19 protein-coding genes, 1 pseudogene and 1 riboswitch are annotated in these 25914 nt (G+C 45.1%); all 20 genes and pseudogenes read left to right on the forward strand.

What is annotated here, in order from left to right; all coding sequences use genetic code 11:
• Window positions 1–183 precede the first annotated feature (183 nt).
• The 20 genes and pseudogenes from Ga0451573_RS17970 (at window position 184) to Ga0451573_RS18070 (ending at window position 25913) form a co-directional block, all read left to right on the forward strand.
• Window positions 184–837 carry an accessory gene regulator ArgB-like protein gene (locus Ga0451573_RS17970; protein ID WP_231685547.1) on the forward strand — a complete coding sequence of 218 codons (654 nt, stop codon included), beginning with the start codon at window positions 184–186 and terminating at the stop codon, window positions 835–837.
• Window positions 818–946, forward strand: a complete 129-nt coding sequence (locus Ga0451573_RS17975) for a cyclic lactone autoinducer peptide (RefSeq protein WP_231685548.1) — start codon at window positions 818–820, stop codon at window positions 944–946. Before Ga0451573_RS17970 ends, Ga0451573_RS17975 begins: the two co-directional genes overlap by 20 nt.
• A gap of 115 nt (window positions 947–1061) precedes the next feature.
• Window positions 1062–1150, forward strand: a riboswitch (cyclic di-GMP riboswitch).
• Window positions 1151–1557: 407 nt separating this feature from the next.
• Window positions 1558–1974, forward strand: coding sequence for a sigma-70 family RNA polymerase sigma factor (locus tag Ga0451573_RS17980; protein WP_231685549.1), 417 nt, complete (start codon window positions 1558–1560; stop codon window positions 1972–1974).
• A gap of 564 nt (window positions 1975–2538) precedes the next feature.
• A complete protein-coding gene (locus Ga0451573_RS17985; RefSeq protein ID WP_231685550.1) occupies window positions 2539–3246 on the forward strand; it encodes a recombinase family protein in 708 nt (235 codons plus the stop codon).
• Between the two features lie 16 nt (window positions 3247–3262).
• Window positions 3263–3424 carry an SHOCT domain-containing protein gene (locus Ga0451573_RS17990; RefSeq protein WP_231685551.1) on the forward strand — a complete coding sequence of 54 codons (162 nt, stop codon included), beginning with the start codon at window positions 3263–3265 and terminating at the stop codon, window positions 3422–3424.
• A 78-nt stretch (window positions 3425–3502) separates the two neighbouring features.
• Window positions 3503–5134, forward strand: coding sequence for a recombinase family protein (locus Ga0451573_RS17995; RefSeq protein WP_231685552.1), 1632 nt, complete (start codon window positions 3503–3505; stop codon window positions 5132–5134).
• Window positions 5103–6002: a recombinase family protein gene (locus Ga0451573_RS18000; RefSeq protein ID WP_231685553.1), complete on the forward strand. Its 900-nt coding sequence runs from the start codon at window positions 5103–5105 to the stop codon at window positions 6000–6002. Before Ga0451573_RS17995 ends, Ga0451573_RS18000 begins: the two co-directional genes overlap by 32 nt.
• A gap of 22 nt (window positions 6003–6024) precedes the next feature.
• Window positions 6025–7680 (forward strand): recombinase family protein, encoded by a 1656-nt coding sequence (locus tag Ga0451573_RS18005; RefSeq protein ID WP_231685554.1) that lies wholly within the window; start codon window positions 6025–6027, stop codon window positions 7678–7680.
• Between the two features lie 250 nt (window positions 7681–7930).
• A complete protein-coding gene (locus Ga0451573_RS18010; protein ID WP_231685555.1) occupies window positions 7931–9673 on the forward strand; it encodes a DUF262 domain-containing protein in 1743 nt (580 codons plus the stop codon).
• Between the two features lie 63 nt (window positions 9674–9736).
• The gene (locus tag Ga0451573_RS18015; protein ID WP_231685556.1) at window positions 9737–10894 is read left to right on the forward strand and encodes an SAP domain-containing protein; all 1158 of its coding nucleotides are present in this window, start codon (window positions 9737–9739) and stop codon (window positions 10892–10894) included.
• A 41-nt stretch (window positions 10895–10935) separates the two neighbouring features.
• A complete protein-coding gene (gene qatA, locus Ga0451573_RS18020) occupies window positions 10936–12876 on the forward strand; it encodes a Qat anti-phage system ATPase QatA (protein WP_231685557.1) in 1941 nt (646 codons plus the stop codon).
• A gap of 10 nt (window positions 12877–12886) precedes the next feature.
• A complete protein-coding gene (gene qatB / locus Ga0451573_RS18025) occupies window positions 12887–13717 on the forward strand; it encodes a Qat anti-phage system associated protein QatB (protein WP_231685558.1) in 831 nt (276 codons plus the stop codon).
• Between the two features lie 3 nt (window positions 13718–13720).
• Window positions 13721–15094: a Qat anti-phage system QueC-like protein QatC gene (gene qatC / locus Ga0451573_RS18030; RefSeq protein ID WP_231685559.1), complete on the forward strand. Its 1374-nt coding sequence runs from the start codon at window positions 13721–13723 to the stop codon at window positions 15092–15094.
• Between the two features lie 25 nt (window positions 15095–15119).
• On the forward strand, window positions 15120–15860 hold the full coding sequence (gene qatD, locus Ga0451573_RS18035; RefSeq protein WP_231685560.1) for a Qat anti-phage system TatD family nuclease QatD: 741 nt from the start codon (window positions 15120–15122) through the stop codon (window positions 15858–15860).
• 889 nt (window positions 15861–16749) lie between these two features.
• Window positions 16750–16934 (forward strand): annotated as a pseudogene (locus tag Ga0451573_RS18045) (helix-turn-helix domain-containing protein).
• Between the two features lie 85 nt (window positions 16935–17019).
• A complete protein-coding gene (locus tag Ga0451573_RS18050; RefSeq protein WP_231685561.1) occupies window positions 17020–18483 on the forward strand; it encodes an ATP-binding protein in 1464 nt (487 codons plus the stop codon).
• Window positions 18483–21257, forward strand: coding sequence for a Z1 domain-containing protein (locus Ga0451573_RS18055; protein WP_231685562.1), 2775 nt, complete (start codon window positions 18483–18485; stop codon window positions 21255–21257). The genes Ga0451573_RS18050 and Ga0451573_RS18055 overlap by 1 nt, the downstream gene beginning before the upstream one ends.
• Window positions 21254–22195: a PD-(D/E)XK motif protein gene (locus Ga0451573_RS18060; protein ID WP_231685563.1), complete on the forward strand. Its 942-nt coding sequence runs from the start codon at window positions 21254–21256 to the stop codon at window positions 22193–22195. Before Ga0451573_RS18055 ends, Ga0451573_RS18060 begins: the two co-directional genes overlap by 4 nt.
• A gap of 5 nt (window positions 22196–22200) precedes the next feature.
• Entirely contained in the window at window positions 22201–24285 is a 2085-nt protein-coding gene (locus Ga0451573_RS18065; RefSeq protein WP_231685564.1) for an AIPR family protein, read from the forward strand.
• Window positions 24282–25913 (forward strand): DNA cytosine methyltransferase, encoded by a 1632-nt coding sequence (locus Ga0451573_RS18070; protein WP_231685565.1) that lies wholly within the window; start codon window positions 24282–24284, stop codon window positions 25911–25913. The genes Ga0451573_RS18065 and Ga0451573_RS18070 overlap by 4 nt, the downstream gene beginning before the upstream one ends.
• Window position 25914: the final 1 nt, after the last annotated feature.

A 25914-nucleotide genomic window follows, 5' to 3' on the forward strand; every position in this document is an offset into this window, starting at 1 on the left:
AAGATAAAAAGTGTTGCTAATGAGGGCTTCTGCTAAATTATCGATATTGAGCAGGTGCGGGTCTAGTTGACGCTTACATACAAGCAACAATTCATACGGGTTGCGGCGCGATTTCTACGGGTTGCGCATCTGCTATGTGAAATATTGAGGATGGCTGGTACGATAAAATAGAGGTGACTTAAGGTGCATGAAGTTTCAATTCATAAACTAGGACGAGTTGTTGGATCATATGTTGCAAAAAAAGTTTCCAGACTTGATCAAGTGGAATTTCTGGCCTTCGGTGCTGAAATTTTGCTGGGCAGTATCTTAAAATTAAGCATTCTATTTTTGATAGCAGCGATGCTGGGTGTCGTCCTTGAAGTTGCAATTTTACTTGTAGTAACTGGCTTAATTCGTACATTATCCGGTGGAGCGCATTGCTCTGCATATTATCGGTGTCTGGTAACAAGTGTGCTAATACTTACAGCGTTAGGTTACACAATTAAAACTGTCCATCCTTTTATCCGCTTATTACCAACAATCGTTTTGGTTGCTATATCGGTACTATCCATTTTTTTATATTGGTATTATTCACCCCAGGCTCCCCTTAATAAGCCTTTTAGCAGCAGAGCTAAAGAAGTAGCCTTTCGTTGGTATACGCTAATTGCAGTAGTGATGATATCTATTATCTTAACTATTCTGGGAACTGACAGTTTGATTGGCTGGACAATGGCGTTTGCACTATTGTGGCAGGCATTTACTCTAACACCGTTGGGACATAGGTTTATAGGATTATGGGACATTTTACTTACATTTAAAGTGAAAGGGGGGAGACAGAATGTGGAAGATTATGACTAAAATAATGTTCCAAGGATTGGCAGCAGTATTGACTGTGGTCGCTATGACGAATATTGGGACAAACAGCATGTTTATGTTTTATCAACCGGAACCTCCTAAAAAGTATTAAAGTAAAAATTTTCTCTTATGGTAAATATTTTGGCCAGTAAATGCAAGAGATTTAATCGAATTCAATCGATAATGAAGTTTAGAAAAAACTTACTTGATGATAAAAATAGAATAATCAGCGAAAAGGGCAAACCTGCCTAAAGGCAGGGACGCAAAGCCATAGGGTCTAAAGTGCTTGCTGCACTATGATAGCCTAGCTGCCGCAGAGACTAGTATTAAACCTGCCCTTTATAGCGGCGGGTTTTTTTGTTTGCCATGGTTGAGAATTTCGGTAATACAACACTCATGCGCAACCTGAGACTGTTTACAAGCATCGGGAGGATTGGCACATGAAAAAAATTACGCAAGCATTATCTCTCTCGGTACGAATATGCACTCTCCGGCCTTATGGCTTTATGCGCATCCATAAGATTTTTCATATTGCAGCACACACATATTGACTGGAAAACCGCAGTTTGCAATACGCAGATTGCGGTTTTCTTTTTGACAAAAATCACATTTATTCGAGAAAAAACGACAAATAGGTACATTGTTACATTCGAAAGGTGCCGCTCTCCTCCGCTTGTTCTTCATTTTTCAGATTTAAAAGATCTCGAAATGGAGGACAAGTCGATGGAAAACTATGGCAAAAAATATACTCTGCTGGTTAGAGGCAAGCGCGTTTCTGTGACAAAGGAGGTCTATAAAGCATATTACAAGTGCCGGGACAGGGAAAAATACCTGGACGAGCTATCAGAAGAAAACAACATCTCGCTCGAAGGCTGTATCGAGAACGGCGTTTCCGTGGAATACATAATATCCACTATGATGGAGTCCCTGGAGGACGCGATCATAAAAAGGATGATGATCGCTAAGCTGTACCGATGCCTCGAAATGCTCGACAAGTCGGAAAGAACGCTCATCGAGGAGTTGTATCTTAGGGGCAAAAGCGAGCGTCAGTTTTCGGCGGAAACAGGGAGTCCCTATATGACCATCCATGACAGAAAGATAAAAATCCTTGGCAAAATAAAAAAACTTATGGAAAAATAAGAATTTTTCCGTGCAACCCCCTCATTTTTTCCCTATAGAAGTGAGGGGGTTTTTATGTTCTCTCTCTTGCTCTTTGAAAATTACATATCCGGCAGCATAAATACATGAGCTGTCCAGCCGTGTGAAAAGCGGCAGCGACGTTGACGGGCGCGCCAAGACTGCCTGCGGATGAATTTCATCCGTCGAACCGATGGCATCGAAGGTGACGAGCGGGAACGCCTGGTCATAAAACAGTCTGTGGTGGACTGTTTCGCAATGAAATGGACAGTGACAATGCTACTTCCGTCCAGCCACAGACCTCAAGCAATGGGGGCGGCTCGCAGAGATCCTGGGAGAGGTGAAATTCCTATGGCGTTTGCTCAACCGGCAAACCGTTTATGCTGCCGCACTGAGAGCCGTAAGGCTTTTTTCGCTTCGGGAAGTAGTGTCGAATAGAAGCGTTAATATGTAATGAAGAACAAGCAGATCATTTTTTTGATCTTGGAAACTATGCGGCAGGGCGGTCTTTTCCGTCCTGCCGCATCCTTCTGGGATTAAATTCAAAATATCAGGGAGGAACACGAAATGGAAAAGGAAGCATTGACTGAATTGCTAAAGAAGGAGCTAATCATCGGATATATGTACGGTCTTGACGGAAAGCGCCAGGAATACTACTTTGAGAAGTCTCCGTCCAGCATTGCGAGCTTTATCATGCTGAAAAAGGAGCAAGCGGACAAAATCGTTCTGACAGATACACTGGACAGGCTGGTGTTGGACACCTTTGGCGAATTTATAAACCGCTACCCGGATCGGAAGCTTCTGCAGGAAATCACAAAGGAGCTGGTACCCATGCAGCTAGATGAAAAGGAGCCTGTCAGCATTCCGATTGTGAGCGCCGAAGAAGCTCAAGCCTTCTGGAGCCAGGAAAGCCAGCAGCGAGCATGGATTTACTGCCGGATCGACGCGCCGGAGGATATCCACGGCGCCTTGAAAGGGCAGAAAAAGGAGCTCATTGATTACGCCGAGCAGATGGGATTTGTGGTCGTTGGTGAATCTGAGGATATCGGGAGCGGTCTGGATTTTGAACGTGTTGGTCTTGCGGAGGTCATGAAGGTTGCCGGAGACGGCAGAATGGATGTATTGCTGGTAAAGAAGCTTGACCGCCTGGGTCGAGATACAGCCAAGCTGCTGGAGTTTTTAAGGGGACTGGAGCAGTTGGGCGTCAAGCTTTATTCGCCGTTGGAGGGCCAAATTCAACTGGATTATCAAAGCCCTTCACTTTCTCTGCGATAAACGGGGGGTGAGCGATATGTCAAAGAATCAGACAGCCAATGAAGTGAAATACAAGGTGGCGGTAAAGCTGCTGGATATCTTGCTCCGAAACGCTCTTATCTCTCCTGCTGAGTACAAAAAAATCGATGAATTGAACCGTCAAACTTTCACGCCGGAGCTTTCAGGGGTATATTTGTAAAAACACTAGATATCTCAAAGCTTATGTGGTATTGTGTGTTGCTGACAGGAGTCAAAAGCGAGAGAAAGGAGAAAACGCATGGCTAAGAACGTAGTAAAAATAGAGCCTGTTAGGCAGCAGGTCGTCCGGCAATTACAGCCGAAAAAACGGGTTTGCGCCTATTGCCGGGTCAGCACCGACTCCCGTGAGCAGCAGAATTCCTTTACCGCACAGCTGGAGCATTACACCGCCTTGATTGAAAATAAAGAGGACTGGCAGTTTGCCGGAATCTATGCCGATGAAGCAAGAAGCGGGACGAAGCTGCAAAAAAGAGATGACTTCTTGAGGATGATGAAGGACTGTGAGGAAGGCAAGCTTGACATGATCATCACGAAATCCTTGACCCGGTTCGCCAGAAACACAGTGGACAGCATCCAGGCGATCCGCCGCTTGAAGGAGCTTGGCGTCGCCGTCTATTTTGAAAAGGAACATATCGACAGCCTGTCAGAGAAAAGCGAACTGATGCTGACCATTTTAAGCTCTCTGGCGCAGGGCGAATCTGAAAGCATCTCCTCCAACAGCAAATGGGCGGTGATAAAACGCTTTCAGGACGGTACCTTCATCCTTGGCACTCCCGCATACGGCTATACCAAGGATGAAAACGGCGAGCTGATAATTCAGGAGGAAGAAGCCGCAGTAGTCCGGCGCATCTTCCGAGAATACTTAATCGGCAAGGGCACTTATGCAATAGCCAAGGATTTATCGGAGGAAGGACTCCCCACCATACGCTCGGCCGAAAAATGGAATGACGGCGTGATAAAGGAGATGTTGCTGAATCCCATTTACACCGGGAATCTGCTTCATCAGAAAACCATGACTACAGAGGTGCTACCTTTTAAGCGACAGAGAAACAAGGGTCAGCTTCCTCAGTACCTGGTTGAGGACAACCATGAACCCATTATCTCACGCGAACAGGCGGAGGCGGTCAGGGAAATCTTTGAGTACCGCAGAAAGCAGATGGGGGTGGACGATACGAGTAAATACCAAAGCCGGTACGCCTTCAGCAGTAAAATCCTCTGCGGCGAATGCGGCGGTATGTTCCGTAGGCAGAAAATCTACATTGGCAAGCCTTATGAGAAAATCCAATGGTGCTGCCGTCAGCACATTTTAGACAACACCAAATGCAGCCAAAAGGCAATCCGGGAGGATGACATTCAATGGGCTTTCTGCGTAATGTGGAACAAGCTCGTAAGCAATTATACGGAAATTCTCACTCCCCTGCTGGATACGCTTAAAAAGCTGCGAATGGACAAGCAGCAGGAGCAGGAAATCGGGGAATGCAGCAACAGAATTATGGAGCTTACAGAGCAGGGGCATATACTCAGCAGATTGATATCAAAGGGGTATATCGACCCTGCGGTATTTATAGAGAGGCAAAACACTCTGACTTTAGAGCTTGCCGCTGTGAAAAAGAAAAGGAGCCAGCTTCTGGACAGTAATGGCTTTGACCAAGAGATCGCCGGAACAGAGCTGCTGCTGGAGCTGATCAGAAACCATCCTCACGTTATTGAAGAATACCGTGAGGATTTATTTTTACAAGTGATAGATAAGGTTATCGTACAGAAAAACGGACAAATCACCTTCCGGCTCATCAACCGGCTGGAGCTGTCTGAACCATGCCGGAAGGAGGCGATAGAGGATGATGCAAAGGCACATGCCCATCGGGTATAAGCTGGTAGACGGTAAAATACAGCTTGATGAACCAAAGGCGGCTGTTGTTAAAAAGATATTTGCAGACTATCTGTCCGGAGCCTCCACCTCTGCCCTTGCAAAACGGCTGACCGAAATGGGATTTCCGAACGCCAACAACAAAGCCTCCTGGAATCACGGCTCAATCGGCAAGATACTGGAGAATGTTAAATACCTTGGGGATGAATTCTATCCGCAGATGATTGCCGCAGAGCTGTTCGAGCAGGTGCAGAAACGCCGCAAGGAGCGTTGTGAACAGCTTGGACGAAGCATCCAGCCAAACAGCGCGAACCGCCAGTATCCATTCACCGGTAAGCTTCGGTGCGGAGAATGTGGCGAGGTTTACCGCAAATACATCGAGCACTGCGGCAGACCATCGGAAAAGTCCCTCTGGAAATGCAAGAGGTATATTTACAAGAACCGAGCATGCTGCCGTTGCGGTTTTTTCTCGGATGAGCAGCTTGAAAGAGCCTTTCTTGAGGCAGCCAACCGGATTATTGCAAGGATACAAATCCTCGACCGGAAGATTAAGAAAGAGTCAATTGCAAATAACCCTGAATTTAATAGCCTGGATCAGCGGATCAAAGAGCTGGAAGCAGAAGGACGGTATCTGTCCAATGAACTTCCGGCTCTTGTTTTTAAGCGGGCACAAGCCTTTTACAAAACGGCAAGAATTGATGACGCCGAATATAACACCGAGAAGATGAAGCAGGCGTTTTCAAGGAGACAGCCTCTCGCAGATTTCGATGAGGAACTGTTTTCGACAGTAGTTAAGCAAATCACGGTCTACGTCAATCATCGGCTGGTGTTTGAATTTATAAACGGACTGACCATGGAAGTCGGATACTAAGCCAAGGAAGGAGAAAAGCATAATGCAGACAGCTACAGCTAAAAAGAAAAGCATATCTCTCATACCCTCTAAGCCGGAGTATGACAGAAGTATAAAGCCCCAGTATAAAGCCCTGCGGGTAGCGGCATACTGCCGCGTCAGCACCACGCTGGAGCAGCAGGAAACCAGCTATGAAGCCCAGGTTTCCTACTATACCGAAAAAATAAAGAGCAATCCCAACTGGAAGCTTGCCGGAATTTACGCCGATGATGGTAAAAGCGCCACAAACACCAAAAAACGCGACGACTTCAACGCCATGATCGAGGACTGCATGGCCGGAAAAATCGATATGGTCATCACCAAGTCGGTCAGCCGCTTCGCCAGAAATACGGTGGACAGCCTCCAAAACATCCGCAAGCTTAAGGAAAAGAACGTCGCCGTCTTCTTCGAGAAAGAGGGCGTGAATACACTGGAGGGCACCGGCGAGCTTTTGATCACTATCCTGAGCAGCCAGGCGCAGGAGGAAAGCCGGAACTTAAGTGAGAACACCCGGTGGGGTCTTGTCAGACGTTTTGAGAACGGCATCGTCTCGGTCAACCACAATAAGTTTTTAGGTTACACCAAGGATAAGAACGGCGAGCTGGTTATCGTACCGGAGGAAGCGGAGCTGGTCAGACGTATTTTCCGCCTTTACCTCGAAGGGAGCAGTATCATACAGATTACCAAGATACTAGAGTCAGAAGGGATCACCACAGTCACCGGACTGACAAAATGGTGTCCTGGCGTCATCAACCAGATGCTGAGTAATGAAAAATACATGGGCGATGTCCTCCAGCAGAAAACCTATACCATTGATTTTCTCACTAAAAAGCGGGTGAAAAATAAAGGCATCGTTCCCCAGTATTACATAGAGGATGACCACGAAGCCATTATCCCCAAGGAGCTTTATTATCAGGTGCAGGAAGAAAAAGCGAGGCGGGCAAGCCTAAGTAAAACTGCGGCAGCAAGAAGGGCAAAGCAAGAGAAAGAGAAAAGCAAATACAGCTCCAAATTCGCCCTGACTGACATCATGGTATGCAAGGAATGCGGCCAGCCTTACCGCAGGCAGGTATGGTCTAAATACGGCCAGAAAAGCGCCGTGTGGCGGTGTGAAAACCGCCTGAAGAACGGGACCAGGAACTGCAAGCACTCCCCCACGTTCAAGGAGGATGTCCTATATGACGCCATAATGACCGCCATTAACAACGTCGTGGAAAACCGCGGCGAGTTTGTCGGTGCCTTCCGCGAAAACGTCATCCGGGTTATCGGAAGCTACTCCACTAAAAACGTGACCACCGAATATGACGGGCAGATCGAAAAGCTGCAGGGTGAGATGCTGGCCCTGATAGAAGAAAATGCAAAGCAAGGCTCCATCACGGATGATTTTGACGAGCAGTACCATAGGATAGCAGAGCAGATCAACGACCTGAAGCAAAAAAAGCTGGAGCTGGTGCGGGAGCAGAAAACGGCGGCAAATTTTCAGCAGAGGCTCGATGATATGGACGCCTGCCTGAAGCAAACCACCTGCGAGGTCAGGGAGTTTGACAACGATCTGGTCAGGAGGCTCCTGCAGAGCATCAAGGCCGTTAAGGATGATCTAATAGAGATCCAGTTCAAAACCGGAATCGTGATGAACCAGCGGGTTTCATATTTTGATTAATACAAAGATAAGTGATTTGTAGAAACGAAGAATGCATTTGATCTATAGTTTGGGAGCTTTCTTACAATAATAAATAGCAGAGCAATGCAGAGCTGTGTAAAGGTTAAAGGACATAAATTCTGCTACAATTTTCGCCCAAAATATGGTATAATATAAAAAATTCGCCTTTTCAGTGCGACATTTAACGTGAACCAAATTTATAATGCAAAAAGCGAATTTCTTTATTATTCAATTTTGGAGGACTTAAGATATGTCGTTTCAAACGCCGCTGACCATCAACGATGTTATTACTGATATTCACGCAAAGAAATATCTCCTGCCATCAATACAAAGAGAATTTGTATGGGGCCAGGAACAAATCAAGATGCTGTTCGACAGCTTGATGAGGGACTACCCCATCAATGCTTTTTTGTTTTGGAAAGTTCCGAAGGAGAAGGTTTCTGAGTTTCAGTTTTACGAATTCCTACGTGATTATCATCAGAAAGACAATCGTCACAATCCGAAAGCAAATGTCAGCGGCAGTGATGATGTTATGGCCGTCCTGGACGGTCAGCAAAGGTTAACCTCCCTATACATAGCCCTTAAAGGCACATACGCATCGAAGCTGTCATATAAGCGTTGGGATAACCCACAAGCCTATCCGAAAAAGAGGCTTTATCTGAATCTGCTTTCCAAGCCGGAAGACGATACTCTTGAATATGAGTTTGAATTCCTGACAGACGATGAGGCTAAGGAGAACGACGAAGACCATCATTGGTTTCTCGTAGGTAAAATCCTGGACTTGAAAGAGCTTCATGAAGTCATGAATTACATGATTGAAGCCGGACTGTCTTCAAATCCAGACAAAGAAAAAGCCAAATTTGCAAACAGGGCACTTTCCAAGCTTCATGCAGTGATCCATGTGAATGGAATCATCAGCTATTATCTGGAGCAAAGCACAGAGCTTGATAAGGTGCTTAATATATTTATCCGTGTAAACAGCGGTGGTACGACACTGAGCTATGCCGACCTGCTCCTGTCCGTGGCTACAGCGCAATGGAAGAAAAGAGACGCCCGCGAGGTGATCATCGACTTTGTAGATGAGATTAATGACATTGGCCGAGGCTTTAATATTGGTAAAGACATAGTCCTCAAAGCATGCCTGGTACTTTGCGACTTGCAAGATATATCATTCAAAGTAGATAATTTCAGCCGTACCAACATGATGAAAATCGAAAGCGAATGGGAAAATATTACGAAGGCAATCCGGGATGCTTTGAGGCTGATCAGCAGCTTTGGATTCAGCAGAGAAAACATTACCTCAAACAACCTGATTGTTCCTATAGCCTATTACTTGAAATCCATCGGTTTACCGAATAATTTCGAAGTCTCAACATCTAGGGTGGAGGACAGGCGAAAAATCAAGCTGTGGTTCGTTTCCTCATTATTGAAGCGAGTATTCAGCTTTATGCCGGACGGTGTGTTAAAGCCTGTCAGAGAGATCATCCAGAAACACGGCGCCAATGGCTTCCCTACGGAGCAAATATTCGCGAACTTCAAAGGTACAAACCGTGCTTTGCAGTTTACCGACGATGATATAAACAATCTGATGTATTCGAAATACAGCCATGGAGATACGCTCGTTATCCTGTCGATTTTATATCCTTGGGCGGACTTACGGCATCACTTCGATGTTGACCATATGTTTCCAAAGAGCGAATTCACTGCTAAAAGACTGAAGGCAAAAGGTGTGCCTGAAAGTAAGATCGACGACTTTGTGGCGAACTACAATTATATCGGCAATCTCCAACTGTTAGAAGGCATACCCAACATTGAAAAGAAAGCTATGGACTTTGAAAAATGGCTGAAAGAAGTTGTTCCGGCCGGTGAGCTTACTGACTACAAGAAAAAGCACTTTGTACCGGATGTGGATCTGTCCTTCGCCAACTTCGATGAGTTCCTCGAAGAACGCGAAAAACTGCTTATCGAAAAGCTTCGTGATGAATTACAGTAAAAACCGCCTGACTAAGACTCATGGCGGTCTTTCGTATTGATATAACCTGAGAGGGGGGATACCGTGTCATTCTTTGATCTTTTCCGAAGAAAGCCAAGACCATCCAACAATGAAAAGCCGTCCATGCAAAATACAAAGTCAGCCGAAACAACAAAACAGCCCAAAGCAAATATATCGTCATTCATAAAGATAACGACAGAAATAATACCGTCTGCTGCAGAAGAAATTGTTCCGGCTGAAAAAAGAATGCAAAACGCCATCGCCAGCAAGCACGGATTATACCCTCATGAGGTACTGGTTCTTGATTATTCCCGTGCGTTTTACACGGAAGGCAATTCTTTTCAAGGTTTTTGGTGGTATAGGTATGGTATGAAGGATGTTGATAAATACCTCCGTTCCCTGCTTGACCGAGGATTTCTGAAAGTCGGTGATTTGCAGAGCGCCATAACATTAGAGAATGTAACAGTCCTAAAGGAAGTATTGAAAAAACATGGGCTTAAAGTAAGCGGTAAAAAAGACGAGTTAGTACAGCGCCTGATGATAGAGGTTCCTCACGATGAACTCAGCTCCCGTTTTGCCAAAAGAACATACCAGTTAACCGAACTCGGAAAGCAAGCGCTTGAAGAAGAAGGTTATGTGCCATACATACATCGTCATACGCTTGAAGATTTGGATATATGGTCGCTCAACAGAATAATCCACGAACCGCCCTATATGCCATTTCGAGATAAAATATGGGGTTATCTCAACAAGCGCAGCATAGAGCATTTTGCAGCCGGTAACTTTGGCTTATACAGAAACTGCAGGCATCATATGTCGAATTTTCTGATGGAAGAAAATAAGATAAGAGATGCACTGGGTATGTTATCAGAAGTGGTGTTTTATGATTTGAGCGGCCTTGGAAACGGCTATGATCCGAAATATCTCGACATTTTTGCCGAGCACTTCTTCCCCTATAAAGACTCGACGGTGACGATGGCGCCTGGCATTAAAAGTGCCGTTATTCATTGTCAAAAGGAGCTTAATCTATCAGATGAGGAACTCAAAACGGTAATGCTTGAACGGATGGCTCGCCTGAGCGCACCTTTTCATATTTTCACGCCGGAAGAATGTGTGGATATCGTACTTATGGAGAGTCGCGGAGAAACTGATGCATTAACAAACCTATATGCTAAGGCAAGACAGCGATTCAAGCAGCGTTTTCCGGGAAATAAATGCTAAGGTGTTCAAGAGCTTTATAACAGGCATTTGGGGGTATCGGTATGATTCTATCAGACAATGAAACAAAAATTGATATGCTGAACAATCGCGCCATCGCAAAGACAGTTGCTGAACTCATTAAAGAGTGTGACGATCGCCCTATTTCTATTGGTGTTCATGGGGACTGGGGCGCCGGTAAATCAAGCATCTTGGCAATGGTTGAAGATGAGCTTTTAGCACAAAAAGACGGTATAGAGTGCATTAGATTCAACGGCTGGAAGCATCAAGGCTTCGAAGATGCCAAGATTGCTTTGATGAGTGCAATTGTTTCGGAATTGGTAGAAAAACGAAAACCCTCTGCAGAGGCAAAAGTCATATTAAAAAAGCTGTGGAAGAACATCAATTGGCTCAGTGTGGCAAAAGCCGCAGGCAGCGTAGCTTTTTCTGCCGCTACGGGTATCCCCCCTATTGGCTTATTAACCAACATAATGGGGAATTTGAAAGGTTCAGTATCTGATAAAGAAAAAGTAGCAACTGCTATAGAGAGTGTAGGCCAATATCTCACGGATGCCAAGGTGTTTGAAGACAATTCTCTGGCAAAAGAATTCTCCGAATTTCAAAAATCGTTTGCTGAGCTGTTAGAAGAATCAAAGATAAAAAAACTGGTTGTTCTTATTGACGATCTGGACAGATGTCTGCCCAAGGTCACAATTGAAACATTGGAGGCTGTTCGCCTGTTTATGTTCTCCAAGTCCACAGCCTTCGTTATAGCCGCAGATGAAGCTATGATTGAGTATGCGGTACGCAATCACTTCCCTGATCTGCCTGATGACGGCGACATCCGGACGGGGTTTGAATACTCGAAGCGTTACTTAGAAAAATTGATTCAAGTGCCGTTTCGTATCCCCGCGCTAGGCGAAATTGAGTCCGGAATGTACATAACTCTACTTCTGATAGGGTCATGTTTAAAAGAGGATAGCGCAGAGTTTAATAAGCTATTAACGGTCGCGATTGATAAAATGAAGAAGCCGTGGGAAAATTTAGGCTTTACAATTGAACAACTTAAGGAAGCTCTTGGAGATAAATTTGCATCAGTAACAAATGAAATAACCGTATCAAACCAGATAGCGGATATATTGGCGAGGAACACTCAAGGTAATCCGCGAAAAATCAAGCGTTTTATCAACATGTTGCTGCTACGGGATAAAATTGCTGAAGCAAGAGGTTTTGGAGATTCCATTCACATCCCCATTTTGGCTAAAATGATGCTCGCGGAATATTTCTTCGTCGAAGAATATAAGAAAATAGCCGCTTTAACAGATGATAACGGAAAGTGTGATTTGCTTCACGCCTTTGAAATACAGCTCCTGGAACCTACAATAAAAGTGGAAACATCGGCTGAGGATGCGGAAAAACCAAAATCAGAAAAAACGCAAACCCTGGCTGTGGTGCCTAAGCCTGAAAAAAACAAAGACTTAGAACCATGGGAAAATAATGCGGATTTTACCGCATGGGTATCCAGTAACCCCTTATTGGGTGAAATTGACTTACGTCCATACTTTTTTGCCAGTAAAGAAAAAGAAGACTTTTTCTTTGATCAGGTTAAATCCGATCAGTTACGAATTCTCATTAGCAAGCTCATGGGCGGTACAATGAATATAGCAAGTGCCAATGACGAGATTAAGGCATTGTCTTCTGCAGATGCCAGGAAGGTCTTTGAGGTTCTATCATCAAAGATTCTTAAGAATGGAGATATTGCTATGATGCCGAAAGGTATTGAAGGCATCAAGGCGCTTGTTTCACACCATTGCGATTTAGAGCCATCCTTAGTTGCATTAATCGAAACGTTTGATTGTAAGAGAGTTGGAGTTTGGATTTGCAGCGGATGGGATAAATGCATAACCACCGAAAATTCGAAATCACGCTTAGATAAGTATTATGAAAGCCTGTCAAAAGAGGGTATTGGCTTGGTAAAGGCGGCTTTGAATAATACGAGGAAGTGAGGGCCGAAAAATGGGAACATCATCAAGTAACCGTGGACAAAACGGCAATACGCCGCTGGTACCTTCCTGGTTGGGTGATAATGATGGCGATCAACAGCCAGGACAACCACAGCCAGGACAACCTCAACCAGCGCAGCCCCAACCGGCACAACCTCAGCCGGCTGACCCCAAACGCTTTTCAGTTCCTCGCAGTAATTTTACGCGATATGTAAATAGCGGTGGCAGTAAAGGCGGAAGTTTACATCGGGCTACGTCTAATTACGTTCGGCACTCACTGGGGGGATCACAAAACGCGACTACCCGGTTGGGTTCGGCACGAAACAGCACTGCCCGCTTGGTTTCCATATTCAGCAGTTTCGTAAATCGCGGCGTAGCGGAAACAAGCAGAGATTATAAGCTTGGGGATATTATTGGGAAAAGTGCGTCTGATGTTTTGCTCCGTATAATGGACTTTGTTTGTCCTGACGGTGGGAGCACTGATGAAGGAATTGCCAGAAACTCTTATATCGAAGCGCTTTCCACATTACCTGATTGGGAGGACAAGACGATTGAATCTCTCACCCCTCCTGAATTTCTTGCTTTTACGGAAATCTATATGGCAAATGTTATTGAGGAAAGGCTTGTAAATGACATCGGGAACAAATTATTCGCTTTGCCCAAGGATGTCGCTCAAGTCGAGAGCCTTCAAGGGCAACTCAAAGACTACATAAAGGGAGCGGTTTCGGATGCGCTTTCCAAGCTGAATATAGATATCCGTTCCATAGATACATCGCAAACAAAAGCCATAGTAGATTCTATCTATCGTACTGCTTATGATATTCTATCTGGACTGGAGGAATAACATATGACTAAATACCTTCTTGCTGGTGATTATGATTACAAAGAAGTCCAATCTTCGAAAAAAGAAGATTACATGAAGGTTACCATACCATTCAAGGCTAATGATAATTCCCTTCGGTTTGGTATAGGCCATGCTCTGGAAAAACTTAATGAGAATAGTATATATCCAACCGAAGACGGCATTGATATTCTCAGCCTCGCAGGTTTGATCTATCTTGCTGATACTAGAATTTCACGAAGTTTCCATTCGCAGGACAGTTGGACAAGAGAAATCGGCATTGAAATACCGGTTTTTCACCTTGAAAAGTGGGTGCCTCTTGGAGAATTGTTTACGAGGATGCTCAATTTTCTGACGGGTGACCGTTGGATAATATCGTTCAGAAAAAGAGATGAAGCGCTTTCGGGGAAACCTAAAGATGATGCTAAACCGCCGGAATTTGATGCGGTTACTCTTTTTTCTGGTGGGATGGATAGTTTAATCAGCACAATTAATCATCTCGAAAACCATAATAAAATAGCCCTTATAAGCCATGCCGGAGACGGATATACAAAAAACGCCCAAAACAAGCTGTTGAGTTGTTTCCGAGAAAAATACCCTGATATTTATCCGCTATATCTCGATCTGTGGATGGTCTTCGAGAAAAATATGATCCCTGGTGCAGGAATAGAAAACTCAACGAGAAGCCGATCATTTCTATTTATTGCTTTTGGTATCTTTGCCATGAGTGGAATGAAGGGAGTATCAATCTTGCAAGTACCAGAAAACGGGTTGATAGCATTGAATGTTCCGTTGGACGAACTACGCACTGGTTCCCATAGCACACGGACGACACACCCCTTTTACTTGGATTCATGGAATCAGGTGTTGAAAGGCTTAGGACTTGAGTTCTCTGTTCAAAATCCATACTGGAATAGAACAAAAGGAGAAATGGCTGACGAGTGTTTGAACAAAGAATTTCTCCAGCAAGTGATACCAGATTCAATTTCCTGTTCTTCTCCGCATAAAGCTCGTTGGAGTGGTTCTGCTCCTCAACACTGCGGTTATTGTGTTCCTTGCCTAATCCGCAGGGCTGCAATGAATAAGGCTTTCAGGGAAGAAAAGGACTGTACTCCTTATTTAATAGACAGTGTTTCAGAAATAGCTGTCAATCATGCAAAAGGAAAAGGAGTACAACTTCGTTCTTTTCAAATTGCTATTAAAAAAATTAAAGAGCAACCACAACTGGCAAAAATTCTGATACACAAGAGCGGTCCTCTTCCTGGCGATAGCGCTTATCTGAGAGAGTTATCGGAAGTATATCGGAGGGGGCTATTGGAAGTTGATGATTTCATAATAAAAAATTCCGAAAGTGAGAGGAATACACAAGAAGGAGTATAAAGGAGATATAGTGTGGTGACCGGTTATGGAAATTTATGATATGCACTGCCATGTAGATTTGATGCAATCCATGCATGAATTCTGCAAAGCGGCTCTGGAAGAGAGGATCAATCTATTGGCGATGACAACAACGCCAAAGGCGTTTGAGATCGAAAAGGAAAGGCTCGGGAATTTCTCTAACGTTCAAGTCGCCTTGGGGCTACATCCGCAACTTGTTTTCAATAGATTCCAAGAACTTGCTCTCATTGAAAAATATATACACACAACAAAATTCGTTGGTGAGATTGGTTTGGATTTTAACAAGCAGTTCTATCATTCCAAGGAACGCCAGATAGATGTGTTCTCACAAATCATTGAGTGGTGTCAAAGATCACCCATGAAAATTATATCAATACATTCTGTTCGATCGGATAAAGATGTACTGGATATTTTAGAAAAATATGATTGTACTAAACATAATAAATGTATCTTGCATTGGTATTCTGGAACATTAAAACAGCTGGATAGAGCTATAGATCTTGGCTGCTTTTTCTCAGCCAATGAGTATATGCTTAATTCTCCAAACGGGCAGTCGATATTACAGAGAATTCCTGTCGAGCGATTATTATTAGAATCTGATGCTCCGTTCATATCAGATATTAAAACGGTTGAGCAACTCAAACGAAGCTTGACTTACTGTCTTAATAACCTAAGTGTAATAAAGGGAAACGAAGTATCGAATTGCATTTTTGAAACAAGCCGTCGATTACTTAAAAGCTATAGATGATAAGAGATTGTAACGAATAAAGCCTTCAAGAGGCCAACACGCTTTTGAAGGTCTTATTCGACACAATTTACTTTACCAACATAGATGCTTAAGTGGAAGCCTTCCTTTCGCAAAACCGGGATTCCTGGATTGCGGCTTATTGCAATACGTATAAGTTCTTTGGCGGTGTTAACCGAATTTTGGTTCCTGATAATCTGAAAACCGGCGTGGAAAAAGCCACCTGGTCCTCTCGGAGATAAACAAAACCTATAATGGCAGAACACTATGGAACTGCCGTTATTCCGGCACGGGTCGGAAAGCCCAGGGACAAGCCCAATAGCGAAGAGTCTGTTAAGATTATCTCTACATGAATTAGTGCCGCTCTGCGCAACCAGAGATTCTTTAGTCTTGCAGAACTTAATGATGCCAATAGAAAAAAGTTGGCGGCATATAACAGTCAGCCTTTTCAAGGGAAGGAGGGCAGTAGACTCACCGTCTTTCTTGAGGAAGAGAAGCCGTTGCTGTTACCATTGCCCGCCGCCCCGTGGTTCCCTTTTTCCGGAACAGTAGTTCCCACTTACCGGAGCGGTGGTGTAAAACCGTCCGGATTATTCAGTTAGCATTATAAAAGGATAGATTTGTATTATTTTTGGTCGTAAGATATTAACGTGCTTTCTGATGATGAGAGAAGGAAGAGTAAATGAATTTAAACACACTATTGAATGAATAAAACGACCAATGACAATCACCGTATCCGAGACTAGATAAGTAAATACGAGAAAAACAAATTTTAAGCGGCACATATGATATAATTTAAAAAAACAAGCTAAAAAACAAAAAAAACAAAATGTAAGTGATTCGGGTAAAACATTCTCAAGGTGAATAACGTGGCGGTAAGAAGCTCTGGAAGCTGATTATCGGCAAAAAGATGAAAAAGAAAGATTTAAAGTCTGCAGCAGGCGTCAGATCCAGCTTTATCACAAAACTTGGGCGTGATGAGCCTGTACGACTGTGCTTATGAAAATATGCGCTGCTCTGCAGTGCGATATTGGCGATATCATGGAAATCATTCCTGACGAACCGAAAAGGATGTGACCACCGTGAGGGAATAATGCCGTCGGTTTACCTGATCAGCAGAGAAAAGTACAATTATTAGAATATGGAGAAGAGGAGGCAAATTTTGAAGACTATTTGCTTGCCGCCGTATGCACCGACACTTATTGAGTCTACTCGTGCTATCGGCTATACACTAGAATCGGCAATTGCCGACATTGTAGATAACAGTGTCTCAGCATCGGCTTCGTGTGCTGAAATCTTCTTCTTTCCGATTGGGGATTCATACATAGCAATACTGGACAACGGCTGCGGAATGAATGCTGGTGAGCTTGAAACTGCTATGCGCTATGGCAGCCAGAATCCGAATGACAAACGGGCGGCCACAGACTTAGGGCGTTTTGGGCTGGGTTTAAAAACAGCTTCTTTGTCACAGTGCCGCACATTGACAGTCGCCAGCAAAAAAGACGGCAACATTGAAGTCCGCCGCTGGGATATTGACTATGTAGTCAAGACTGGGGAGTGGTCGCTCATTGTGTTGGAAACCGAAGAAGAAATTAACGCAGTACCCCGCATCGATAACTTGCGTGAATTTGAAAGCGGCACATTGGTTGTGTGGCAGAATCTTGACAGGCTCAAAGTCGGCGAATTGAATTTTGACTGCTCTATGGGCAGAAAGATGGATGATGTCCGTGCCCACCTCTCTCTGGTGTTCCATCGATACCTTAGCGGAGAAACCGGGCTGAAGAAGCTGCAGATTAAAATGAACGGAACTGCTATTGATTACGCCGACCCTTTTCTGACACGCAGGAACACACAGGTAATGGCTGATGAGGAGTTGTTTATTGAGGACGCAAAAGTCGTTGTCCGTCCATACATACTCCCCCACATCTCAAACTTATCCGCCGATGAGATAGATAAACTTGGGGGCAAAGAGGGATTGCGGAAAAGCCAAGGGTTTTATGTATACAGGAATAAACGCCTTTTGGTTTGGGGGACATGGTTTCGCATGATGCGGCAGAGTGAGCTTTCCAAGCTGGCTCGGATTCAGGTCGACATACCAAATGATCTGGACAGCCTTTGGACGCTTGATATTAAAAAATCAACGGCTGTTCCCCCGGAGATCGTCAGAAACAATCTGGAATCCATTATTGAGCGGATGGCAGAGCGCAGCAAGCAGACGTGGGTATTCAGAGGGAAAAAGGAAACGAATGACTCTGTTGTTCACATTTGGCAGCGGTTTAAGGGAACACAAGGCGGCTTTTTCTACGGCATTAACCGTGACCACCCTTTGGTAGAGATGTTCTTGGATGCACCGCCGCAAATAAGGCGGAATGTCGAAGCATTATTAAAGGCTATTGAAAACGGGATTCCGCTTAATCAGCTATACCTCGACTTAACATCAGAAAAGCCGCTTGAGAATGAAACCGAGGTCACGGCGAATGAAATAGAAAGCATGCTGAAATTGCTTATTGACCAGATGCCTTCAGTTGCAGCTAAAAGAGAGTTGCTGGACAGGCTTTCTGTGTCCGATCCATTTGTAAATTATCCTAAAATTATTGAGAGGTACCAAAATGGAGGCGATTTATAATGGCTGTAACTAATGTTGAGCAATTGGAGGGCATGATTTCCTCAAACATAAATACGCAGTTCAAGGAAGTTCCTCCTAGCGAAGCGGAATTTGACAGGATAGCTGACACACTCAGACAGTCACTTGCCTCGTTTTGCCCAGTGACGGATGACGAGTTTGAGGACTTGAAGCGAAGGCTCAAAGCCAACATAGTCGTCGTCATGGATATTGGTGTGGTGATTAAAGATGACAAACGGCCGCATCAATCTTGGCTCCCGTCACGGCGTTCTGAGCTCGACTTCTTCTTTTGGAACAGATATAAAAAGTATCTTGAAGAGATAAAACACTGGAATCCAAGGGTAACTGGAAATCTTGGGCGTGTTTCTGATGAGATTGTCGACCTTCTGGGGGACCCCAAAGCGAAAGATGATTTCCAGCGGCGCGGCCTTGTACTGGGTGATGTGCAATCAGGAAAAACCGCTAATTACACAGCCATCTGCAACAAGGCGGCAGACACGGGTTATAGAGTTATCATTGTGCTTGCGGGTATGATGGAAAATCTGCGCCAGCAAACGCAGGAACGGTTGGACGCAGAATTTTCTGGCAGGAAGAGCGAATATTTCCTGGACCCAACTAAGAAGGAAATCAGGAATGAACCCGTCGGCGTTGGAAGATACGGAACGAATAAACGCATTGCTTCCTTCACATCTGTAATCAAGGATTTTGATATAAATATACTGAAAAGCAACGACCTGTCGCTGCTCAGTGTGAGCGATCCTGTCGTATTTGTTGTTAAGAAGAATAAGAGTATCCTCAATAACCTCATACGGTGGCTGCGCAATAACAACACAGTCGCAGGGCAAAAAATCGATTTACCTATGCTCCTGATTGACGATGAGGCTGATAACGCTTCCGTCAACACCAAAAAGGAGGACGAAGATCCGACGGCAATCAACGAAGCGGTTCGGACACTTTTGGCGTTGTTTCGGCAAGCGTCATATTTAGGTATAACCGCAACGCCATATGCGAATATTTTCATCAATCCTGAAACCACTGACGACATGCGCGGAGATGATCTGTTCCCGCGGGATTTCATTTACTCCCTGGCACCGCCGTCGAACTATATTGGGTCAGATAGTATCTTTGGCGTGGAAGCACCTTTCAGGGAAGCTCTTGAAGAATTACACCCGCAAGAAATGGATGCCTTTTTCCCGTTCAGCCATAAAAAAGGGCATCCGGTCACCGAGTTGCCTCCGAGCATGAAAGAAGCTATGGCGTATTTCCTGCTTATAAACGGCATTCGTGATGTGCGCGGAGATTACAAGGCTCACCGTTCCATGATGATTCATGTCAGCAGATTTACGGATGTTCAAAACCAAATCCGCGATCTGGCAACTGAGTGGATTTTGCAAATGCGTTCTGATTTACAAAACTACTCGCGTTTGTCTGAAAAAGAAAGCAGTAAAATACCTGGCATTGCCTACTTGAAAGCTGTCTGGGACAAGCATTTTCTAGGTGAAAAAGCTGGTGTGCCGGGTAATCCTATGCCATGGCACATGTTCCTTTCGGAGTATTTGTTTAAGGCTGCAGCACCGATAGATGTACGGGCGGTCAACCAGCAGAGCGGCTCCACAAGCCTTGATTACTTCAATCATCGCGAGGATGGTCTGCGTGTTATCGCAGTGGGCGGCAACAGCCTGTCCAGAGGGTTAACACTTGAAGGGTTATGCGTAAGCTATTTCTACCGAAAATCCCAAATGTACGATACATTACTACAAATGGGGCGATGGTTTGGTTACCGTCCCGGATACGATGACCTGTTCAAGATTTGGATAAGCGTAGAGGCCATCGACTGGTACGGATACATAACGGCAGCGGCGGAAGAGCTTAAGCTCGAAATTGCACGGATGAAGAACGCCAACCTCACACCGCTGGAGTTCGGGCTGAAGGTTCGGCAAGACCCAGCTTCCCTAATCGTCACCGCAAGAAACAAGATGCGGGCAGGTACGATGGTAAAACGCCCTGTTACAGTTTCCGGGCGCTTGCTGGAAACTCCGCGGCTAAAAGCCGACGCTGCATCTCTGAAAGCCAATGAGGATGTATTCAAGGAATTTGTCCGTCGGCTGGATACCATAGGACAGCGGACTGCTCGGGAAGACGCACGCTATTTCTGGGAGGGCATTAATAAAGACGAAGTCGAGCAGCTTCTCCGTGATTTCAAAACTCACCCGTGGCATCTCTCGTTCCAGGGACAAGCACTTGCAGACTTTATCAGAGACAAAATGGGCAATGCCTCATGGGATGTTGTTATTGCCGAAGGTTCCGTAGAAAATTCCTATACAGAGTTGTATTGCGGCACTGAACAGCTGCCGATGAAACCAGAAAAACGCACCATTATTGCGACGCGAGAGCAAATCAGTATCAGCGGAACGAAGGTGCGTGTAGGCGCCGGCGGCGCAACAAAGCTAGGGTTAACGAAAGAGCAGCGGGAGGAAGCTGAAGCTGCATTCAGGCGGGACCACACCGGCAAACTGCACGTTTCCGACAGCGCTTACTTAATTGAAGGTCGTGCGCCCATTTTGATGCTGCACGTTATAGCCGTTGACCGGAACGGCACCGATAAAAACGGCAAGGTGCGGACACAAATTGTAGAGGGCTGCCAAGTGCCGGATTTCCTTTTTGCGCTGGGTGCGGGCTTCCCGTTGACAGGGCTGCCCGAAGAAACAGCAAGTTATATGGTTAATATGGTTGAACTAAGCAGTTACTATGATTCCGAGGAGGATAACGACGAATGAGAACAACGCCTGAAATCCTCCAAAGGCAATGGAACAGCATCGACTACAAGGACGGCGGGTTCTTGCAGATTGATACCCAGCACCCGCTTGAATGGCACATTGGTTATCAGTCAATTAGCCAGAAAACCCTGTTACTTGTTTGTACCACGGATATTGGAACAATCGAATCCTCAAAATCTATGTCGGTAACCCGCCGCAAGAGGGAGACCGATAACCGCTGGACGCTTTCGTTTGAACTTCTCCGTAACGAACAAGAAGGTGTTTTTGCCATCCTTTGCTCTGATATTATTGAGCACTCACGTTCGGCATCAAATGAAAAAGAATCATTGGCACTGGTCATCAGCCGCTACAAGCAATGGAGCCGGTTACTGGAATCACAAAGAAGAGGATTGATGGACGAAAATAGCCGGAAGGGATTGCTTGGTGAACTCCTGTTTTTACAGGAACAAATTGAAGAAAGAGATTCCGCCTTGGCTGCAATACAGGGCTGGGTAGGCGCGGACGGCGCTGACCAAGATTTCATATATGAAGATGGCTGGCACGAAGTAAAAAGCGTTGGCGCCTCTGCAACGGCCGTAACTATTTCTTCACTTGAGCAGCTTGACTGCGCCGGTGAAGGTGAACTTGCAGTAATGCGTATTGACAAGGCCGCTCTAGATAAGGCGGGTGCATTATCACTTAACGATGCGGTACGGCAGATCAGCATCAAGTTAACTGACGCCACAGATGCGCTGGACTTATTTCGCTTAAAACTGAGTGCATACGGTTATATCGATTTACAGGAATATTCTGAACAGAAATATTACTGCTCCGGTTTGCAACGGTACGGCGTGAATGACACATTCCCAAGGCTCATAAGGCGAAACGTTCCAACACAAGTTGAATCTTTGCATTACGAATTAAGCCTGTCCTCGCTGGCAGACTGGCTGAAAGGGTGAACCATATGGACGCACAGGAATTCCGAAAAGATTTTATAGAAGGAGTTAAAGCCGAGGCGGCAGCCACCGGCGAGGGTTCCAGCGCGTCATTCGTGAGTGCTTTTGCTCAGTATCTGCAGGAAGCAGAATTCCTTATGGACTTCACCGCTGCCTACTTTGAGGGGACAGGAAAGCGCAACCGAAAGCTGCGTGTTGACGGATATGTTTACGATGAGTTTGACAAAACCATGAGCCTGATAATCGCCGACTATGATGCTTCTGAAAGTGAGCGGGTGCTTGCCAGAACTCAGGCCCGACAATTGCAGGAACGGTTAAGTGCTTTTGTAGACCACGCACTGAATTCCACCCTTCACCGTGAAGTTGAGATGAGCAGACCCTGCTCTGACTTAGTGGACTTACTGCGCGAAAAACGCCGGGAAATCCGCAAATATCAGCTTTTGATATTTACGACGGCCATCATCAGCGCCACAATAACCAAACTCGAGTCCGCTGATATTGATGGGGTTTCCTCCGAGTGCCAAATATGGAATATTGACCGCTTATTCAAAGTCTGCGGTTCAGACACGGGACGGCACATCATTGAGATTGACTTCAAAGAGCATTCCGAGCATGGCATCCCTTGCGTGGAGGCAAGCGGTACCGCAACAAAAGACTTTAAGAGTTACCTGTGCATTATCCCCGGTGCCCTGCTGGCGGATATTTATGACAAATACGGGAGCGGTTTGCTGGAAGGCAATGTACGGTCGTTTCTTTCCACTAAAGTAGCAGTAAACAAAAAAATACGCGCTACTATTCTGCAATACCCTGAAAGGTTTTTCGCTTACAACAACGGTATTTCTGCTACCGCAATGGATATTCAAATCGAATCCGCTCCACAGGGGCAGTTTCTTGTCTCTGTAAGGGATTTTCAGATAATTAACGGCGGTCAGACTACTGCGTCTCTGTCAAATGCGAGGTTCCGTGATAAAGCCGACCTTAGCACCATCTTTGTGCAAATGAAGCTTACAGTAATTGAGAGGACACTGGAAGAGGAGGCAACCGAGCTTGTTCAGAACATTTCACGTTCCTCTAACAGCCAAAACAAAGTCAGCGATGCCGATTTCTTCTCAACGCATCCATATCATGTCCGTATGGAGAGATTTTCTCAGCGTCTGTACGCAAGAGCGGTTGGCGGTCTTCAGCACGAAACGAAGTGGTTTTACGAGCGGGCGCGCGGGCAGTATCTGCAGAAACAGATGCGGATGACTGCTGGCGAGAAAAAGAAGTTCCTGCTCCAGAATCCGAAGAATCAGCTTATAACGAAAACCGACCTTGCAAAGGTTCGGAACACTTGGAGGGGTTTGCCCCATACTGTAAGCCGTGGTGCGCAAACTAATTTTGCCGAGTTTGCGAAAACGACAAGTGACGAGTGGGAAGCATCTGATGACGGGCTTGTTTTCAACGAAAAGTATTTTCAAGAAAGCGTTGCTTTAGTCCTGATATTTAGGTATAGTGAACTGATGGTGACACATCAGCCATGGTATTCACAAGGTTATCGTGCCAATATTGTAACCTATACCATTGCTCTTTTTCATATGCTTATACAGAAACAGTTTCCGGGAATGGATTTGGATTTGATGAATATCTGGACACGTCAAAACGTCCCGGATGCTGTTGCCAATGCTCTGACCGAATTGTCTGAACTTGTTTATGATAAGCTGACCGACCCGCAAAGAGGAGTTGAAAACGTTACCCAGTGGTGCAAACAAGAAGGGTGCTGGAGAAACGTTCAAAGTATCGATTACAGATTATCACCTGAAATTGAGGCGTGCCTCATTGGACGAGAAGAGCGAAAAGCCGCTGAAAGGGAAGCTAAAGCTGACCAGCGGATAGTTTCGGATGCAGAAATTATGACTAAGATTGTAGAACTTTCTCAGGTGCAATGGCAAAATGCTCTGAGTTTTGCCACGGGCAGGCGGATGATTACGCCAGATGAACACACTGCCCTGCGAATTGCATGTCAGATACCTCAAAAAATGCCAACTCCGATCCAATGCAAAAGACTTCTTTCTGTACTGGAACGGTTACAGGAGGAGGGATTTAAGCTATGAGTCCTGACGCAGAATCAAAGTACAGCGTTGTTGATTTGTTTGCCGGTGCAGGCGGGCTTAGCTATGGGTTTCTTCAAACAGGCAGATTCTCCATAAAGGCAGCCTTTGAGAACAACCACAATGCACAGAAAACTTATAAGCGTAACCACGGAAATACTGCGGTTTATAATGACGTTGCCGACGCCCTTAGCGATGACGTAAAAGTGAAACTCGGCAAAGTAGATGTTGTCATCGGAGGACCACCGTGCCAAGGGTTTTCTAATGCAAATCGGCAGAAGAACCATGCTATCAGTCAGAATAACTCGCTTGTAAAGAAGTTCGTTCAGGTCGTACTTCATCTGAACCCGATGGCGTTCGTAATGGAGAATGTGAGCATGCTGCAGTCGGATGTTCACCGTTTTTATGTAGATAAAACCGATGCGGAAACCATAGAAAAATACAGCATTAAAACCACCCCCTCGGAGATTCAGCTTCTTGACTCAGAGTTCATATTTCCGGGCGTTGCTGACATTGCAAGAAACATGACACGGATTTCAAGTTATCTTTGGAAAGAGAACGACTATTTATCGCTCAATGTAGTATTCAAAACACGCAATAATCCCAAAAAGTTATGTGCTTCGTTGGAAAAACACAAAAAAAGGCTTCTTGCACTCGCGAACAACCTTGTTGCGGCATTTGATGAAAACGACTCTATTTTGAAACACTCATATGCTGCAGGTGTGGCAATACAAAGTTATTTTACCGCTACTGCAACCTACGAGGCCGCCGAAAAACTTTGCAGGGCGATCATGCCGGCAATTATGCTGCAACGAATGCTCTCAAAGGCAAAGGAAATAATGGATAACCGTATCGTGGTTGACCACTATTCAACCGAGAACGGTCTTGTTGCCCATGTCACTTCTATGGCGGTGATAGACTATATTGAATCCATTCTGGGAGCCACAAGCACAGGATACAGCATAAATTATGGTGTTTTACCGGCCGTTGCCTTTGGTGCGCCTCAAAAGCGGATGCGCTTTGTTCTCATCGGTGTAAAAAAGTCCATATGTGATGATGTTAAGCTTCTAACCGGCACATTCACTGAAGCAAACTATCGTACGGTTAAAGATGCGATTAAGGATTTAGAGGAAATTGAGACGGCAACTGAGGTGTCTGACGGAGACCAAGGAGTACAGTTACCTGACGCTCCGAAAGACATAAGTGAGCTTGGAAAACAACTGCGCGATTCAAAAAATCTTTGCAATCATGTTTCTACGGCAACAACCTCAGACGCACTGGAACGGTTTATGGCGATTAAGCCAGGAGACAATTTCCACAGCTTGCCGCCAGAACTTAAAACCACTTACTCTGATACGGAGCGCACACAAAAAACCATTTATCTGCGTTTAAAATACGACGAACCATCCGGCACAGTTGTCAATGTCCGGAAATCTATGTGGATTCATCCAGTGAAGCATCGCGCCCTCAGTATACGAGAAGCAGCGCGTTTGCAGACTTTCCCCGATAGTTTCGTGTTCTGCGGAACCAAGGATTCACAATACCAGCAGGTAGGCAATGCAGTGCCTCCGATGCTAGCAAAGGCAATAGCAGAGCATCTGTGCGGATATTTGGATTGTGGAAGCAAATAGC

Source organism: Phosphitispora fastidiosa (assembly GCF_019008365.1).
GTDB lineage: Bacteria > Bacillota > Thermincolia > Thermincolales > UBA2595 > Phosphitispora > Phosphitispora fastidiosa.